The 17286-nt window shown below is 43.8% G+C and carries 17 protein-coding genes; all 17 read left to right on the forward strand.

Annotation, left to right across the window (positions count from 1 at the left end; translation table 11 throughout):
- The first annotated feature begins 282 nt into the window (after positions 1–282).
- The 17 genes from rimP to G519_RS0114105 all read left to right on the forward strand — a co-directional run bounded on the left by rimP (position 283) and on the right by G519_RS0114105 (position 17256).
- On the forward strand, positions 283–747 hold the full coding sequence (gene rimP / locus G519_RS0114025; protein ID WP_029195243.1) for a ribosome maturation factor RimP: 465 nt from the start codon (positions 283–285) through the stop codon (positions 745–747).
- A gap of 36 nt (positions 748–783) precedes the next feature.
- Positions 784–1881, forward strand: coding sequence for a transcription termination factor NusA (gene nusA / locus G519_RS0114030; RefSeq protein ID WP_029195244.1), 1098 nt, complete (start codon positions 784–786; stop codon positions 1879–1881).
- A gap of 29 nt (positions 1882–1910) precedes the next feature.
- Entirely contained in the window at positions 1911–2225 is a 315-nt protein-coding gene (gene rnpM, locus G519_RS0114035) for an RNase P modulator RnpM (RefSeq protein WP_029195245.1), read from the forward strand.
- Entirely contained in the window at positions 2215–2544 is a 330-nt protein-coding gene (locus tag G519_RS0114040) for a L7Ae/L30e/S12e/Gadd45 family ribosomal protein (protein WP_171648885.1), read from the forward strand. Before rnpM ends, G519_RS0114040 begins: the two co-directional genes overlap by 11 nt.
- On the forward strand, positions 2534–5458 hold the full coding sequence (gene infB / locus G519_RS0114045) for a translation initiation factor IF-2 (protein WP_029195247.1): 2925 nt from the start codon (positions 2534–2536) through the stop codon (positions 5456–5458). Before G519_RS0114040 ends, infB begins: the two co-directional genes overlap by 11 nt.
- A gap of 6 nt (positions 5459–5464) precedes the next feature.
- Entirely contained in the window at positions 5465–5824 is a 360-nt protein-coding gene (gene rbfA / locus G519_RS0114050; protein ID WP_029195248.1) for a 30S ribosome-binding factor RbfA, read from the forward strand.
- A complete protein-coding gene (locus tag G519_RS0114055) occupies positions 5821–6822 on the forward strand; it encodes a DHH family phosphoesterase (RefSeq protein ID WP_036632913.1) in 1002 nt (333 codons plus the stop codon). Before rbfA ends, G519_RS0114055 begins: the two co-directional genes overlap by 4 nt.
- Entirely contained in the window at positions 6819–7733 is a 915-nt protein-coding gene (truB, locus tag G519_RS0114060) for a tRNA pseudouridine(55) synthase TruB (RefSeq protein WP_029195250.1), read from the forward strand. The genes G519_RS0114055 and truB overlap by 4 nt, the downstream gene beginning before the upstream one ends.
- Before the next feature lie 79 nt (positions 7734–7812).
- Positions 7813–8715 (forward strand): bifunctional riboflavin kinase/FAD synthetase, encoded by a 903-nt coding sequence (locus G519_RS0114065; RefSeq protein WP_246309247.1) that lies wholly within the window; start codon positions 7813–7815, stop codon positions 8713–8715.
- Between the two features lie 167 nt (positions 8716–8882).
- Complete coding sequence (rpsO, locus tag G519_RS0114070) at positions 8883–9152, forward strand: 30S ribosomal protein S15 (protein ID WP_029195252.1); 270 nt, start codon at positions 8883–8885, stop codon at positions 9150–9152.
- Between the two features lie 267 nt (positions 9153–9419).
- Positions 9420–11522: a polyribonucleotide nucleotidyltransferase gene (gene pnp, locus G519_RS0114075; RefSeq protein WP_029195253.1), complete on the forward strand. Its 2103-nt coding sequence runs from the start codon at positions 9420–9422 to the stop codon at positions 11520–11522.
- Positions 11523–11676: 154 nt separating this feature from the next.
- Positions 11677–12729 (forward strand): polysaccharide deacetylase family protein, encoded by a 1053-nt coding sequence (locus tag G519_RS0114080; protein ID WP_029195254.1) that lies wholly within the window; start codon positions 11677–11679, stop codon positions 12727–12729.
- Positions 12730–12835: 106 nt separating this feature from the next.
- On the forward strand, positions 12836–14092 hold the full coding sequence (locus G519_RS0114085; RefSeq protein ID WP_029195255.1) for a M16 family metallopeptidase: 1257 nt from the start codon (positions 12836–12838) through the stop codon (positions 14090–14092).
- Positions 14079–14534, forward strand: coding sequence for a dUTP diphosphatase (gene dut / locus G519_RS0114090; RefSeq protein WP_036632917.1), 456 nt, complete (start codon positions 14079–14081; stop codon positions 14532–14534). The genes G519_RS0114085 and dut overlap by 14 nt, the downstream gene beginning before the upstream one ends.
- Positions 14535–14692: 158 nt before the next feature.
- A complete protein-coding gene (gene dpsA, locus G519_RS0114095) occupies positions 14693–15592 on the forward strand; it encodes a dipicolinate synthase subunit DpsA (RefSeq protein WP_029195257.1) in 900 nt (299 codons plus the stop codon).
- A complete protein-coding gene (locus G519_RS0114100) occupies positions 15589–16182 on the forward strand; it encodes a dipicolinate synthase subunit B (protein ID WP_029195258.1) in 594 nt (197 codons plus the stop codon). Before dpsA ends, G519_RS0114100 begins: the two co-directional genes overlap by 4 nt.
- Before the next feature lie 36 nt (positions 16183–16218).
- Positions 16219–17256 carry an aspartate-semialdehyde dehydrogenase gene (locus tag G519_RS0114105; RefSeq protein ID WP_029195259.1) on the forward strand — a complete coding sequence of 346 codons (1038 nt, stop codon included), beginning with the start codon at positions 16219–16221 and terminating at the stop codon, positions 17254–17256.
- The last annotated feature ends 30 nt before the right edge of the window (positions 17257–17286 follow it).

Genomic DNA, 17286 nt, shown 5'->3' on the forward strand with positions numbered 1-17286 from the left:
AAAAACTTTAAAGTTGATGCTTCCGAAGCCAGTTTTTCTACGAAAAACTTTGAAGTTGATGCTTCCGAAGTAAGTTTTCTAAAGAAAACTTTAGGCTGTCAAGTGAAAATGATTAACAAGTTTGCTATTGTAATGCAAAGAATGGTTATGGTATAATTTTTATTGGCAATAATGAGGATATCATCTTGTGATTAAAGAGTGGGGAAACCCACTCTTTACATTTTGATATAGGACTTTTCGGAATATGATAAAGGAAAGTCAATTTAGGAGGTACATTTATCTGTGGCTACACAAGCGCAAATCAAATCCGTCATTGAGGACATGCTGAAGGATTTCATTGAACAAAATGGATTTGAACTCGTGGATATTGAATATGTCAAAGAAGGCAGCAACTGGTTCCTTCGTGTCTATGCAGACAAAGAAGGCGGAATTGATATAGATGATTGCGGCCGCATCAGTGAATACTTAAGTGTTCAATTGGATGAGAAAGATCCTATTGCTGATGCCTATTTCTTGGAAGTTTCTTCACCAGGCGCGGAACGTCCGCTTAAGAAGACACAAGATTATCACAAGGCTGTGAATAGTCATGTATTTGTTACCACCTATGAACCGATAGACGGTTCCAAGGAATTTGAAGGTTTGCTGCTTTCCTTTGACGAGGAAGAACTCGTTATTGAAATTGGCAAAAAGAAAATTATTATCCCGTTCGCTAAAGTAGCAAGCGCTCGTCTAGCTATCGTTTTTTAGTGACCGTTACTTATTGAAAGGGGGGACTCAGTTCAAATGAACACGGATTTTATCGAAGCGCTGTCGGAAATTGAACGTGAGAAGGGTATCTCAAAGGAGTTACTTATCGATGCAATTGAAGCGGCGATGATTTCAAGTTATAAACGTAATTTCAACACCGCACAGAATGTGCGAGTTGATATCAATCGCCATACTGGCCTCATCAAGGTATTTGCTCGTAAAACCGTAACTGAGGAAGTATTAGATCCAAGATTGGAAATTTCACTTCACGCTTCTCGTGAGATTAATCCGAATTACCAATTGGAAGATATCGTTGAAATTGAAGTGACTCCTCGTGACTTCGGACGTATTGCTGCTCAAACTGCTAAGCAAGTAGTGACTCAGCGTATTCGTGAAGCCGAGCGTGGCTTAATTTATAATGCTTTTATCGATAAGGAAGAAGATATCGTTACAGGTATCCTTCAGCGCCAAGATCAACGTAACATTTATGTAGACTTGGGTAAAGTTGAGGCAGTGCTGCCTTTGACTGAATTGATGCCTACAGATAAGTTCAAACAAGGCGATCGGATTAAAGCGTATATCACGAAAGTGGAAAATACGACGAAAGGACCGCAAATCATTTTATCCAGAACACATCCAGGACTGTTGAAACGTCTTTTTGAACTGGAAGTGCCTGAAATCTTTGATGGTGTGGTTGAAATTCGTTCGGTTGCGCGTGAAGCTGGTTTCCGATCCAAAATTGCTGTTCATTCCCGCAATGCTGAAGTCGATCCAGTAGGATCCTGTGTAGGGCCTAAAGGATTACGTGTTCAAACGATTGTAAGCGAACTGCGCGGCGAGAAGATAGACATCGTACGTTGGATGGAAAGCGTGGAAGAATACGTAGCCAATGCGCTAAGTCCTTCCAAAGTGCTTGAAGTGCAAATTCATGAAAATGAAAAAATGGCGCGTGTCATTGTACCTGACTATCAGCTTTCTCTGGCGATTGGAATCAAAGGGCAAAATGCTCGTCTTGCTGCCAAATTGACAGGTTGGAAAATAGACATCAAAAGTGAAACACAAGCCGAACAAGAATATGGCAGAGTGAAAACTTATTCAGAAGAAATGCACCAAGATTCTGTGAGTGTCGATTAAGTTTTTGTACGGAGCAAGGGGTGATCGGAATGAAGCAGAGAAAAATCCCTCTGAGAAAATGCGTGGCCTGCCAGGAAATGATGCCGAAGAGGGACTTGATCCGCATCGTCAAAACGCCTGAAGATGAAATTCTCATTGATCTTAAAGGGAAAAAGTCAGGGCGCGGTGCCTACCTGTGCGGTAAAGTTTCTTGTTTTAAATTGGCGAAGAAAAGTAAAGCCCTGGATAGAGCGCTGAAGCATGCCGTTGGTGCCGATATTTATGACCAACTGGAGCAAGATTTCATTCGTGTCGAAGATGAATTCCTCTCTTCTAAAGAGGAGGAATCTGAGGATGAATCCTAAATTTCTATCCCAATTGGGTTTGGCGATGCGGGCAGGGAAACTAGTTACCGGTGATGAAGGTGTGTTTAAAGCGATTCGCTCGGGTGAAGCCAAACTTGTCATTATGGCGGAGGATGCATCCGCTAATACACGTAAGAAATTTCAAGACAAATGCCAATTTTATGGGATTAAACTCATGGAAATAGGTACGAAGTATGAATTGGGCCGCAGCATTGGGAAAGAAATGCGTGTCACCATAGGTGTATTGGACGGAGGCTTCGCGCAGATGCTGCAGAAGAGTCAAGATAATCCTGCGGAGGTGAAACATATTGACCAATAAACAAGACAATAAAGATAAGACTCGCGTATACGAATACGCAAAACAACTCAATATGAGCAGCAAAGAAATTATAACCATCCTCAAACGTCTGAATATTCCCGTTAACAATCATATGAGTGTAATGGAAAATGACGCAGTTAGCAGTGTAGAAAAGTTTTTTAGAGATATTAAAGCCAATGCGGCTGCCAAACGAGCAGCTACGGACGGAGGAAATGTGAGTTCATCTACGACGAATCAGAATCCTGCAACGCAGGCTCCAGCACAAGAGAATAAAGGTGCAGCAACACCGGCTTCGAAGCCAGTTGCTTCAGAACCAACGAACAGCACAACTACCAATGGCGCTGTAACAGCGCCTCAAGGACAATCTACGCCTAATACGGCTAGTCGTCCTACTCAGCCTGGGCGGGATCAACGCCCAAGCGGTCAAGGCTCATCGCAAGGCGGACAACGTCCAAACAGTCAGGGCCAAGGCGGACAACGTACAGGTTACCAAGGATCCAATCCAGGCGGACAACGTCCTAGCGGCCAAGGCTCCAGCCAAGGCGGACAACGTACGGGCTATCAAGGATCCAATCCGGGCGGCCAACGCCCTAGTGGTCAAGGCTCCAGCCAAGGTGGACAACGTACAGGTTATCAAGGATCTAACCCAGGTGGCCAGCGTCCAAGCGGCTCAACTGGCGGCTATAATAGCCAACGTCCTAGCGGCGGTCAAGGCTACAGCCAAGGCGGCCAAAGCGGAGCTCCACGTACGAATAGCAACTATGCAGGTTCACGTCCGAGTCAGGGAACTGGAGGACCGGGAGCTGGTGGTGGACAAAGCGCGAACAGCGGCCGTCCGCAAAATGCAGGCCCGAACCGCAGCGCAGGTCCAAACCGTCAGTCTAAACCGTTTGATAACCGCAACAATAATCAAAGCGGAAGACCTGTCATTCAAGAAGCGAAGCCGCAGTTCCACGTTGGAGCAACAGCAGCTGAATTGGATGATGCAGCAGCTAAAGCAGGCGTAATTACAACTAAGAAATCCAAACCAACACCAAAGCGTTTTGATGATAACCGTTCCGGCGGAAATCGCGGGCCTGGTGGACAAAACAGAGGCAATCAACGCGGTAACAACAGAGGCAGATACCAACAAGAAACCGTTAAAAAAGAGAAAATTGACAATACACCTAAGAAAATCATCGTTCGCGGCAGTATGACCGTTGGTGAAACAGCGAAATTACTTCACAAAGATGCTTCTGAAGTTATCAAAAAGCTTTTGTTCTTGGGTACAATGGCAACAATCAACCAAGAGCTTGATTTGGAAGCTATTCAATTGATTGCATCCGAGTTTGGCGTTGAAGTTGAAATTAAGATTAAAGTCGAAGAAGATAATTTCGAGACTTTCGAAGAAATTGACGATGAGGCAGATCTGATTGAGCGTCCGCCAGTTGTTACGATTATGGGGCACGTCGATCATGGTAAAACAACATTACTTGATGCGATTCGTAAAACAAGTGTAACCGAGGGTGAAGCAGGCGGTATTACGCAGCACATCGGTGCTTATCAAGTTGAAGTTAACCAAAAGAAAATCACTTTCTTGGATACGCCTGGTCACGAAGCTTTTACAACCATGCGTGCCCGCGGTGCACAAGTAACCGATATTACAATTATCGTTGTTGCTGCTGATGACGGCGTAATGCCGCAAACCGTTGAAGCTATTAATCATGCTAAAGCGGCAGGCGTTCCGATCATTGTGGCAGTTAACAAGATTGATAAAGAAGGCGCAAATCCAGATCAAATCAAACAAGCACTTACGGCTTATGAGTTGGTTCCGGAAGAGTGGGGCGGAGATACGATTTTCTGCGAAATTTCCGCAAAACAACGGATTGGACTTGAAAATTTGCTTGAGATGATTCTGCTTGTTGCAGAAGTTCAAGAGTATAAAGCTAACCCGAACAAACGTGCTAGAGCGACTGTCATTGAAGCCGAGTTGGATAAAGGTCGTGGTCCAGTTGCCAGAATCCTCATTCAACATGGTACATTGAAAGTTGGAGATAGCTTCGTAGCTGGCGTATGCTTCGGTCGCGTAAGAGCGATGGTGAATGATAAAGGTAAACGTCTGAAAGAAGCGGGTCCTTCAACTCCGGTTGAAATCACGGGTCTTACAGAAGTTCCACAAGCTGGGGATCCATTCCTTGCTTATGAAGATGAGCGGAAGGCAAGAGACATTGCAGATCGTCGTTCCATTGCACTTCGACAATCCGAAATGACGGCAAATTCACGCGTCACGCTGGATGACCTCTTTAAACACATTAAAGACGGCGAGATCAAAGAGTTGAATGTAATCATCAAAGGTGACGTTCAAGGCTCCGTTGAAGCCCTCAAAAGCTCTCTTGAGAAGATCGAAGTCGAAGGCGTTCGCGTCAAAATTCTTCACAACGGTGTTGGTGCTGTTACAGAGTCTGATATTATTCTGGCTTCTGCATCTAATGCAATTATTATCGGTTTCAATGTTCGTCCTGAACCTGCAGCGAAAGCAACGGCAGATCAAGAGAAAGTTGATATCCGTATGCATAACATTATCTACAACGTAATTGAAGAAATCGAGCAAGCGATGAAGGGCATGCTGGATCCGATCTTCAAAGAGGTTGTTCTTGGTCAAGCAGAAGTACGTAATGTGTTCAAAATTACGGGTTCAGGTACAATTGCTGGATGTATGGTTACATCAGGCAAGATTGCTCGTAACGCACAAACTCGCTTGATCCGCAGCGGTATTGTCGTGCACGAAGGCAAAATTGACTCCCTGAAACGATTCAAGGATGACCAAAAAGAAGTGGCACAAGGTTATGAGTGTGGTATATCTCTTGAGCGTTATCATGATATTAAAGAGGGCGACATTATTGAAGCCTTCATCATGGAGTCCGTTGAGAGGTGATGACAAATGGCTAGAGTTCGTGTAGGTCGAGTTGGCGAACAAATCAAGAAAGAATTGAGCCAGATCGTTCAGTCCGAATTGAAAGATCCACGTATTGGTTTCTTGACTGTTACGGGTGTAGAAGTAACAAACGATTTATCCTTAGCACGTGTTTTTCTTAGCGTCATGGGGACAGAAGAAGAGAAAGCAGCGACACTTAAAGCTCTTTCTGTAGGTTCTGGTTATATTCGTTCGGAATTAGGCAAACGAATTCGTTTACGTAAAATTCCAGAGTTGCAATTTAAGTTTGATGCTTCTATTGATTATGGAAGTCATATCGATAACTTGTTGCACAAGCTTAATCAGGAAGGAAATTCAAACGTATGAGCAGTGGAATGAACCATGCCACCGAGTACAGCCAGCAGCTGGCAGCAGCAGCTAAGTTTATCGAGCAGCATGATGATTTCCTGGTGGTATCTCACATCCAACCGGATGGGGATGCCGCTAGTTCTACGTATGCCATCGGTTGGATTCTTCAACAACTGGGAAAATCGTTTACTATGATCAATGAGGGCGCTATGCCCTCAAAATTTTCCTATTTATGGGGAAGTGATCAAGTTCTTGATTTTGGCAAGGAAACTCCTGAAAGACTTTATCAAACCATCATAAGTGTAGATTGTGCTGATTTCTCCAGAATGGGTAGGATCAGCACTCTTTTTGATGACCAAGCACAGCTGCTCAATGTTGACCATCATCCAACGAACGATAGATTTGGTTCCTGCCATCTGATTAAACATGATGCCGCTGCAACTGTTCAAATTTTGTATGATTTAGCCATACATATGAAGCTTGTACCGAATTTGGAGTTTGGTGATTGCATTTACACGGGCTTACTGACAGACACAGGCGGATTTCGGTACTCGAATACCTCACCTGAGGTCATGCAGATTGGAGCAACGCTGTTATCTCTTGGTGTTCAGGGCTCTGTCATAGCTGAGCAAGTGCTGGAACGAGTCACCTATTCGCAAATCGTTCTTCTGCAGAAAGCTTTATCTACACTTTCATTTGCAAATAATCGTAAATTGGCGTGGCTTGCTGTTTCTCTGGCAGATTTAGTGTTAACGGGTGCCTCAAGCGATGATCTGGACGGGCTTGTCAACTACCCTCGTAATGTGGAAGGCGTAGAAGTGGGCATGCTATTTAAAGAGAAAGCAGTCGGTGTCATTAAAGTAAGTCTCCGCTCATCAGGACTTGTTGATGTTGCTGCTATTGCGCAATCACTGGGTGGTGGCGGCCATGTTCGTGCATCAGGCTGTACAATCCATGGTACACTTGAGGAAGCAGTTGCCAAAATGGTTCAGGAAGTAGGGAACGAGCTAATATGACGTTAGAAGGCATTTTGCCTGTATGGAAACCAGAGGGCTTCACTTCTCATGATGTTGTAGCCAAAGTTAGAGGTATCCTGGGGATCAAACGCATCGGCCACACGGGTACGCTTGACCCGCAAGTAACCGGTGTTTTGCCATTATGTATCGGTAGAGCAACTCGAATGGTTGAATACATTCAGGAACTGCCTAAGGAATATGAAGCTGAGCTCCGAATTGGTCTTTCTACTGATACGGAGGATATGACGGGTACTGTGTTGGAAGAAGTTTCACAGGTGACTTTGGATGAAATGAGGGTCCGTGAGGTTCTTCATTCTTTTGTCGGAGAAATTGAACAGATTCCACCGATGTTCTCGGCGGTCAAGATTGATGGGAAACGCCTCTATGAACTAGCTCGAGAAGGCAAAGAAGTAGAGAGGAAGTCACGTAAAGTGACGATCCATAAGCTAGACATTCTCCATATGGACCTAAAGCAAAAGCATCCAGAAATTCAATTTCGTGCTTCTTGCTCCAAAGGAACCTATATAAGAACCTTATGTGTAGATATTGGCAAGGCTCTTGGATATCCAGCGGTGATGAAAAGTCTGATTCGTACATCGACGGGCAGTATTCGCCAAGAGCAGTGTTTAACATTTGAACAGATTGAGCAAATGAAGGTTCAAGGATTACTGCAGGCGCATATGATTCCTATGGATCAGGCGATTTCACATATCCCATTCATTGAACTATCTGCCGGGGAAGCCGTACATGCACTACAGGGGAAGAAAATAGCTATGACTGCGAATCGGACGGCTCATGCAGATGCATCGCAAACCATTTTCAGGGCTTATTCGCCTGATAAACGTTTTCTTGGTTTGTATGAATGGAACAGCGCTAGCCAAGTCCTGAACCCAGCCAAAGTTTTCCTCTAATTATAACGTCACGGGACAGGTTGACATGGGTAGGTGAAATGAACTTATGCGCATAATACCAATATCATACCCCATTAATATGGATGATTTGGACCTAATAGTAGGAGAGCAAGTGGTGGCAATTGGTGATTTCGATGGTGTGCATTTGGGACATCAGGAAGTCATTGGACGAGCCCTGCGTACAGCTAAGAAACTTGGGCTGAAGGCATCAATCATGACCTTTCACCCACATCCTAGAGCCGTAATGGGTCAAGATAAATATACGGACCTCATAACTCCGATGAGTAAGAAAATGAAGATGTTTGAATCACTAGGGGTGAACCATACCTACATCGTTACCTTTGATGCCTCTCTAATGCGGTTATCCCCGGAACATTTCGTGGATCAAGTATTGGATCGACTCGGTGTTGAAAGTGTCATATGCGGTTTTGATTTTACATTTGGTTTTCAAGGTAAAGGTACCCCGGATTCGCTCTGTGAGTTGAGTCATGGGAAATTTTCTGTAGAAGTGGTGAGACCCTTTCATATGGATGGCGAAAAAGTTAGCAGTACACTCATTCGTGAATCATTACAGCAAGGGGACATAGAAACTGTCACCAGACTTCTAGGGCGTCCCTATAGTATAAGCGGCATCGTTGTGGATGGAGAGAAGCGTGGGAGAACACTTGGCTTTCCTACCGCCAACATTCAATTGGATGAGTCTTACGTCATCCCTACAAATGGTGTTTATGCGATTAAAGCCTCTGTTAAAGGGGAAACCTATAAAGGGGTTATGAACATTGGAGTAAAACCTACCTTTACTACCGGAGAATTGAAGCCCTCATTCGAAGCTCATTTATTTGATTTCTCCGAACAAATTTACGGCGAACATATGAATGTTGAGCTCATTGCTTTCCTTCGACCAGAACGGAAATTCTCATCTCTTGACGATTTGGTTGCTCAAATTAAACTTGACGTCGAGAAGGCCAAAAACAAATTATAACGTTTCAGTTGAAACAAGCATTTACTTCTACTGTGCGATTATGATATACTGAATAACGTTGCCAAAAGGATCTATACCTTCTGGCATGAACCTTAGCTTGGACATGCGCTATCATCGGCGATTTCTAGGCTAGCGGGGATACAATAGAATTTAGGAGATGAACAATCATGGCATTAACTCAAGAGCGTAAAACACAACTGATTCAAACTCACAAGGTACATGATACCGATACGGGTTCACCTGAGGTACAAGTAGCCATCCTTACAGAAAACATTGTCAACCTGACAAATCATCTGCGGACTCACAAGAAAGATCATCACTCCCGCCGTGGCTTGCTCAAAATGGTTGGTCAACGCCGTAAGCTGCTAGCATACGTGAAGAACAAAGATGTGAGCCGTTATAGTGCTTTGATTGAAAAGCTTGGTTTGCGTCGATAAAACCGACAATGAGAAGCAACCTGTTGCTCCTTTGCTGGGCTTGATAAAGCTTTGGCGAAGAATAGCAACGAGGTTGCTTTTTCTTGTATTTTTAAAACGGAAAAAGAAGGAAATACTAGACATTACGCAGAAATAGTGGATGACTCCAGCACTAGGCAATTTTTGAGTACATACGGAGCATAATAGTAAAGATTTCTGATCCTTACGTTCTGTGCATGTTTATCAAACACATATGAATTGAATAGAACAATTCCTTAGGAGGATGTTATGGAGAAAAGGGTACAAATGGAACTTGGCGGCAAACCGTTCATTCTTGAAACGGGTAGGCTGGCCAAACAAGCCAATGCAGCTGTAACAGTACGTTATGGCGATACGGTCGTGCTATGTACAGTAACGGCGTCAAGCGGTCCGAAAGATCTGGATTTCTTTCCGTTAACGGTTAATTATGAAGAAAGATTGTATTCCGTAGGTAAAATTCCTGGTGGTTTTATTAAACGTGAAGGACGTCCGAGTGAGAAAGCAATCCTTGCGAGCCGTTTAACGGATCGTCCGATTCGCCCTCTTTTCCCAGAAGGCTTCCGTAATGATGTGCAAATCGTTTCTATCGTTATGAGCGTAGACCAAGAGTGCCCGCCAGAAATGGCAGCAATGATTGGTACTTCTGCTGCATTAGCAATCTCTGACGTTCCTTTCAATGGCCCTGTTGGTGGCGTAATTGTTGGACGAGTAGATGGACAATTCGTTATTAACCCAACAGGTGAGACAGCAGATAAAAGTGATCTTCACTTGACGGTTGCTGGCACCAAAGATGCGATAATGATGGTAGAAGCTGGTGCGAATGAAGTTTCAGAGGAAGTTGTCCTTGAAGCTATCATGTTTGGACACGATGAAATCCGTAAGATCGTTGCGGTGATTGAAGAATTGGTTGAACAAGCGGGTAAACCGAAAATGGAGGTTAAACTTCATACAGTTGATGCCGAGGTTAATCGTGCTGTTCGTGAATTTGCTCAAGCTAGATTAGTTGATGCGATTAAAATTCCTGAGAAACATGCTAGACAAGAAGCAATTGATGTGGTGAATGCCGAGGCTGTGGAACATTTTACAGCTTTGTATGCAGAAACTCCTGGTCTACTTGGTGATGTGAAAGAAACGCTTTATGATATCGTTAAAGAAGAAGTACGTCGTTTGATCACGCATGATAAAGTGAGACCAGATGGACGTAAACCAGAAGAAATTCGTCCAATTGATTGTGATATTGATTTGTTGCCGCGTACCCATGGTTCTGGCTTGTTCACACGTGGGCAAACACAAGCACTTAGTATCTGTACATTAGGCGCTTTAGGTGATGTTCAAATATTGGATGGCTTGGATCTTACTGAAACGAAACGTTTCATGCATCACTACAATTTCCCTCCGTTTTCCGTTGGGGAAGCAAGACCGCTTCGTCCACCAGGCCGTCGTGAAATCGGACATGGTGCATTAGGTGAGAGAGCACTTGAGCCTATCATTCCTAATGAAGTCGAATTCCCATACACAATTCGTCTCGTATCTGAAGTATTAGAATCGAACGGTTCCACATCCCAAGCTAGTATTTGTGCAAGCACACTTGCTCTTATGGATGCTGGTGTTCCAATTAAAGCTCCTGTAGCTGGAATCGCGATGGGTCTGATCAAAGACGGAGATCATTTCTCCATTCTTTCCGATATTCAGGGTATGGAAGATCATCTTGGTGATATGGACTTTAAAGTTGCGGGTACAGCTGAAGGGATTACAGCCCTGCAAATGGATATCAAAATCGATGGGATTGATCGCAGCATCCTTCAGCAATCTTTGCAGCAAGCCAAAGAAGGCCGTTTGCACATTTTGGGTAAAATGGTTTCTCGTATTTCTGAGCCTAAAAAAGCTCTTTCCAAATATGCGCCTAAGATTCTTACGATGAATATCAACCCGGACAAAATCCGTGATGTTATTGGCGCAGGCGGTAAAATCATCAATAAAATTATTGAAGAAACCGGCGTGAAAATCGATATCGAACAAGATGGCCGTGTATTCATCGCTTCATCCAATCAAGAGATGAACGAAAAAGCACGTTCAATTATCGAAGGCATCGTACGCGAAGTTATTGTGGGTGAAACTTACCTAGGAACAGTAAAACGCGTTGAGAAATTCGGAGCATTCGTAGAAATTTTACCTGGCAAAGAAGGTTTGGTTCATATTTCACAAATCTCTACAGAGCGTGTAGCTAAAGTAGAAGACGTAGTGAACATTGGCGATCAAATCACTGTTAAAGTAACCGAGATTGACCAACAAGGAAGAGTAAATCTTTCTCGCAAAGCAACATTAACTTCGCAAGTCCCGGCTCAAACCTAAGCCGCGTGACTTGTGAAGTCCCTTTTAAATAGTTTTGGATAAAGAGTCAGATCTATCTGTCTCTTTTTTGCTGTTTAGTCTTACCTGGACATGCCTCGTTCTACTCTTGTCCTTTCCTGCATAAAATCAGGAAATAAGGAAGGGGGATCTGTGTATGCTCCACAAAAAATGGCTTCTGCTTGGAAGTTTTTTTGCTATGGTTCTGCTTACATTGGATGCAATCCCTAGCGTAGGAACTTATATTAACGCAGTGAAGAATAATCAAATTTCATATCTAGCAGACTCCAATTGGATGGACGAAGAAGCACTTCCAGTCTTTGCATCAGCGACTTTGATTTCAAACGAACAGAAGAAGTCAAAGATAAGCATTTTACTAGAAACGATTATGAAAGAGGCTGAAAAACGAAAGATTCCTCCTATTAACGCCAAACTTGACCCTGTTTGGAAAGCTATTCCTGGTTACAATGGATTGGAAGTCGACATCGAGGAGACGCTCAAGCTTGCAGAGCATCACTTGACGCCGAATAAAATCAATTATGTAATGAAGGAAGTAGAGCCAAGTATTCAATTGAACGATCTCGGTCCGAATCCAATATATAAAGGGAATCCCAAAAAGCCAATGGCTTCTTTCATGATCAATGTTGCTTGGGGAAATGAGTATCTGCCTAGTATGCTAGAGACTCTTCGCAATGAAAATGTACATGCGACCTTCTTTCTGGATGGCTCGTGGTTGAAGAAGAACGTGGAAATGGCTAAAAAGATCCAAAGCGAAGGGCATGAAGTATCTAATCACGCTTATTCGCACAAGGATATGAGAAGTATAACGCGTAGTAAAGTTGTTGAGGAAATAGCTAAAACAGAGGATCTGTTGAAGCAGCAGCTTGGTGTGAAGAATATGCTGTTTGCTCCTCCTTCGGGTTATTTTAACCAAGAAACGATTCAAGTTGCTTCGGAGTTCAATTTGCAAACCGTACTTTGGACTTTCGATACGATAGATTGGAAGGATCCAGGGTCTGAGCGAATCCTGCAACGGTTATCGACAAGTGTCGAGCCAGGCTCACTAATTTTGATGCATCCAACCCCCTCATCCAAAGAAGCATTGCAAGGTATGATTCGTATCATTAAAAATAAAGGATTGACGATTGGCACCGTATCAGAGCTTTTATCCTCTAAACGTGTTGCTGAAGCGGGTCAAATCGCGAAATAATCGATGGATCAGCTGGAAAGTTGAGTCGTTGGCACATTTTTGTTAGACTGAGTAAGTATAATTTGGGAATAGGACTTTAGGTGCTACAATTCGAGGAGGAACCTTGGTGATCAAATATCGCTTACATAATGGCTTGAGAGTCGTCATGGAACAAATTCCTACATTTCGATCGGTAACGTTCGGGATTTGGGTGAAGACGGGCTCGCGTAATGAGTCTCATGAGAATAACGGCATTTCGCATTTTATTGAACATATGTTGTTCAAAGGGACAGCGCGTCATTCAGCCAAAGATATCGCAGAGATATTTGATGGAATCGGAGGAAATGTGAATGCATTCACCTCCAAAGAGTATACATGCTATTATGCGAAGGTTCTTGATGATCATTTGCCTCTTGCCATGGATATGCTTTCGGACATGTTTTTCCATTCTGCATTTGATGAGAGCGAGTTAGAAAAAGAGAAGAATGTCATATATGAAGAAATCTCTATGTATGAAGATACACCAGACGATTTGGTTCATGATTTATTGGCCAAAGCTTCCTATGGCTCACATCCGCTAGGATATACGATCCTTGGAACCCAAGACAATTTATCGAAAATGAAATCTGAAGATCTGCGTAACTATATGAAGCAATACTATAATACGGATAATACGGTTCTTAGCATTGCAGGAAATATTGATGATAGTGTACGTGAGCTTATCGAGAAGCATTTCGGTGAATTCGCTCAAACAGGCGTGGAAACCAGTTATGATTCACCGGACTTCCTTGGAGAATTGATTTTTCATGCGAAAAAAACGGAACAAAATCACATTTGTCTTTCGCTGCCAGGTCTCTCTCTTCAAGAAGAGAATCTATATCCGATGGTACTGCTCAATAATGCCATTGGCGGTGGAATGAGTTCCAGATTGTTCCAGGAGATTCGTGAGAAACGCGGCCTTGCCTATTCCGTTTATTCCTACCATTCCTCGCATATTGACAGCGGTATGTTCACGATTTATACAGGCACAGCACCGAAACAAACGGAAGAAGTGCTCAAAGTGACAATGGAGCTGCTGCATGATATTGCCGTGAAAGGTATGACGGATTCTGAACTCAAGAAAGGCAAGGAGCAGTTGAAAGGCAGCTTGATCCTTAGTTTGGAGAGCACTAGCAGCCGTATGAATCGATTCGGGAAAAACGAGCTGATGACAGGTAAGCATTACAGTCTCGACGAGATGATCGAGCGAATTGAAAGCGTTCAGATGGAGGATATTCGTCAATTAACGAAAACCCTATTCCAGGCTCCTTTTGCTCTGTCCATGGTGGGGAATTCGGATGATGTCATTAACGGCTTCAGGAGGGATCAGCTTGTCTCTCTATAATTTTGATGTTCAAATAAAACGGGTATCCGGACAGGAGGATATTCTTCTGCCTCAGAAAATGTCCGCCGCTGCCAGCGGCTTTGATCTACATGCCGCAGTGAGCGAGCCGGTAGTGCTAGGTCCGGGTGAGCGTAAACTCATCCCGACAGGATTTGCACTCAGTATGCCGCCTGAGCTTGAAGCTCAGATCAGACCGCGGAGCGGGCTCGCTTATAAGCATGGCATCACAACTCTGAATTCACCGGGTACGATCGATGCTGACTACCGCGGGGAAGTGAAAGTGCTCCTAATTAACCATGGGCAGGAGCCGTTCACCATTCAACGGAATGAGCGAATTGCGCAGATGGTTTTCCAGCTTGTGCCGCAGATCCAGCTGGGTGAGGTTTCGGAATTAACGGAGACGGAGCGAGGATCAGGCGGTTTCGGTCATACAGGACGGTAAATAGATCTACTAATTATGTAAGCATAAATGCAAGAACCCCTTCCAATAGAAGGGGTTCTTTTTGTTTTCCATGGAACTGAGCACGGAAAGTCACCCATCCTTAGGCGAACGCATACTATAACGTATCGAAACGGACCGAGAAAGGGGTGTAAGCGAGAATGCTCACTGGAATTTCGGTTGCTATTATGGGTGGAGACGCCCGGCAACTTGAAGTAATTCAAAAATTTATTGAACTTGATGCTACGGTGACATTATTCGGCTTTGATAATTTAGGGAGGCAATTTAGCGGTGTTTCAAATGCTAAACTCGATCCCATGCTGCTTCAAACCGTTGATGTACTTATTTTGCCAGTTGTAGGTACGGATGATTCAGGACAAGTGGAATCTATATTCTCGAGTGAAGAAATGAGACTGACGGACGATCTTATGTCTTCACTGCCAAAGCATGCCAAAGTGTATACAGGAATGGCCAAAAGCTTTCTGAAAAAGCTTTGTGCAGCAAATGGGATTGAGGTTGTGGAGTTATTCGAGCGTGATGATATTGCGATTTATAACTCCATACCGACAGCCGAGGGTGCGCTAATGATGGCGATCCAGAACACCGATATTACCATCCATGGTTCCGTTAGTATGGTTTTAGGTTTTGGTCGTACAGGGTTTACAATGGCCAAAACTTTGCAAGGATTAGGGGCAACCGTGAAGGTTGGCGTGAGGAAACCGGAGCATTTTGCAAGGGCGTGGGAGATGGGTTTTCAGCCTTTTTATACAAAGGATCTGTACCCGGAAGTGGGGAATATTGACTTGCTTTTTAACACAATTCCGACTATGATAGTCACAGCGCAAGTTATTACTAATATCCCACATCGCGCGCTCATCATCGATTTGGCTTCCAAACCCGGCGGAACGGACTTCCGATTTGCCGAGAAAAGAGGCATCAAAGCGATGCTAGCGCCCGGTTTACCTGGCATCGTCGCCCCCAAAACAGCTGGCCGCATCATGGCAAACACACTAAGTCAGCTGATCGAGGAAGACTTCAAAGACAGGAGCGATGTGGAATGAATTGGCAAGGGAAAACAGTCGGTTATGCTTTAACGGGTTCTCACTGTACATTAGAAGAAGTCATGCCGCAGATTAAGAGATTTGTAGATGCTGGTGCACGTGTCATCCCGATTGTATCGAATACAGTCATGACCACCGACACTCGTTTTGGCAATGCTGTAGATTGGCAGCAACAGATCAGGGATATAACTCGGAACGAAATTATATCTACGATTGTAGCCGCTGAGCCGCTAGGTCCATCCAAGCTGCTTGATGTGATGGTTATTGCACCATGCACAGGGAACACGACTAGTAAGCTAGCAAACGCAATGACAGAGAGTCCAGTACTTATGGCTGCAAAAGCGCAAATGAGAAATTTGCGACCGCTAGTTTTAGCGATTTCGACCAATGATGGGCTGGGTTTGAACGCGATGAATATCGCTAAGCTTCTCATTACCAAGAACATTTATTTTGTGCCCTATGGTCAAGATGCACCTGGAGCGAAGCCAAATTCGTTGGTAGCTCGGATGGACTTGATTATGGAAGCCTGTGAAGCTGCTCTTGAAGGCAAGCAATTGCAGCCCATGATTATTGAGAGATTTCAATACTAATTCATATATAACATCTTGAAGGGGAGAGTCCAGCTCATGTCTAACCAGAAACTTTTTAACGTTGCAGTCGTAGGCGCTACAGGCGCAGTAGGAGAACAAATAATCCGTCTATTGGAAGAACGGAATTTCCCCATCAAGGAATTGAAATTACTTTCTTCCGCTCGTTCTGCGGGCGTAAAGCTTACTTTCAAAGGTGAAGATGTAACTGTTCAAGAAGCGACACCTGAAAGTTTTCAAGGCGTTGATATTGCTTTATTTAGTGCTGGAGGCGATGTTACGAAGGCATTAGCTCCTCACGCAGTTAAGGCAGGTACGATTTGTATCGATAATACGAGTGCATACCGCATGGATCCTGAAACACCACTTGTGGTTCCAGAGGTAAACGTCGAGAAAATTAACGAGCACAAAGGTATTATTGCAAATCCGAATTGTTCCACGATCCAAATGGTAGCTACACTTAAGCCTTTATATGATCGTTATGGTATTTCACGTATCATCGTTTCTACGTACCAAGCTGTTTCTGGAGCAGGTGCTAAAGCGATAAACGAAATGTTGAGACAATCCAAAGAAGTGCTTGAAGGAAATGATGCGAATCCGGATATTTTGCCGGTTGGTTCGTTGCCAGTGAAACATCAAATCGCCTTTAATGCAATTCCGCAAATTGATAAATTCCTCGATAACGGTTTTACGAATGAAGAAATGAAAATGATTCTTGAAACGAAAAAAATTATGGGCGATGAGTCCATTGAAGTTACAGCTACATGTGTTCGTATTCCGGTTGTTTACGGTCATTCCGAGTCTGTCTATGTTGAATTGAAAGAAGATTTCGACGTAGAAGAAGTGAAGACGTTACTTGCTAATGCCCCTGGTATTGTACTTGTTGACAATCCGGCTGAACAGCAATATCCACTTGCAACAGATGCAGCGGGTAAGCTGGAAACTTTCGTTGGTCGTGTACGCCGTGATTTGAGCAATCCGAAAGCGCTAAATATGTGGATTGTTTCTGACAATTTGCTAAAAGGCGCTGCATGGAATGCTGTACAAATTGCTGAATATATTGCAATAGAACAATAATCAGCAAGTAGGACTGCGTTAATCATCATG

This window comes from Paenibacillus alginolyticus DSM 5050 = NBRC 15375, assembly GCF_000422905.1.
Taxonomy (GTDB): Bacteria; Bacillota; Bacilli; order Paenibacillales; family NBRC-103111; genus Paenibacillus_E; species Paenibacillus_E alginolyticus.

Coding starts and splice junctions, on each gene's coding strand:
- nusA (WP_029195244.1), top strand. CDS start 784: ATGAACACGGATTTTATCGAAGCGCTGTCGGAAATTGAACGTGAGAAG.
- rnpM (WP_029195245.1), top strand. CDS start 1,911: ATGAAGCAGAGAAAAATCCCTCTGAGAAAATGCGTGGCCTGCCAGGAA.
- G519_RS0114040 (WP_171648885.1), top strand. CDS start 2,215: ATGAATCCTAAATTTCTATCCCAATTGGGTTTGGCGATGCGGGCAGGG.
- rbfA (WP_029195248.1), top strand. CDS start 5,465: ATGGCTAGAGTTCGTGTAGGTCGAGTTGGCGAACAAATCAAGAAAGAA.
- G519_RS0114055 (WP_036632913.1), top strand. CDS start 5,821: ATGAGCAGTGGAATGAACCATGCCACCGAGTACAGCCAGCAGCTGGCA.
- truB (WP_029195250.1), top strand. CDS start 6,819: ATGACGTTAGAAGGCATTTTGCCTGTATGGAAACCAGAGGGCTTCACT.
- G519_RS0114065 (WP_246309247.1), top strand. CDS start 7,813: ATGGATGATTTGGACCTAATAGTAGGAGAGCAAGTGGTGGCAATTGGT.
- rpsO (WP_029195252.1), top strand. CDS start 8,883: ATGGCATTAACTCAAGAGCGTAAAACACAACTGATTCAAACTCACAAG.
- pnp (WP_029195253.1), top strand. CDS start 9,420: ATGGAGAAAAGGGTACAAATGGAACTTGGCGGCAAACCGTTCATTCTT.
- G519_RS0114080 (WP_029195254.1), top strand. CDS start 11,677: ATGCTCCACAAAAAATGGCTTCTGCTTGGAAGTTTTTTTGCTATGGTT.
- dpsA (WP_029195257.1), top strand. CDS start 14,693: ATGCTCACTGGAATTTCGGTTGCTATTATGGGTGGAGACGCCCGGCAA.
- G519_RS0114100 (WP_029195258.1), top strand. CDS start 15,589: ATGAATTGGCAAGGGAAAACAGTCGGTTATGCTTTAACGGGTTCTCAC.
- G519_RS0114105 (WP_029195259.1), top strand. CDS start 16,219: ATGTCTAACCAGAAACTTTTTAACGTTGCAGTCGTAGGCGCTACAGGC.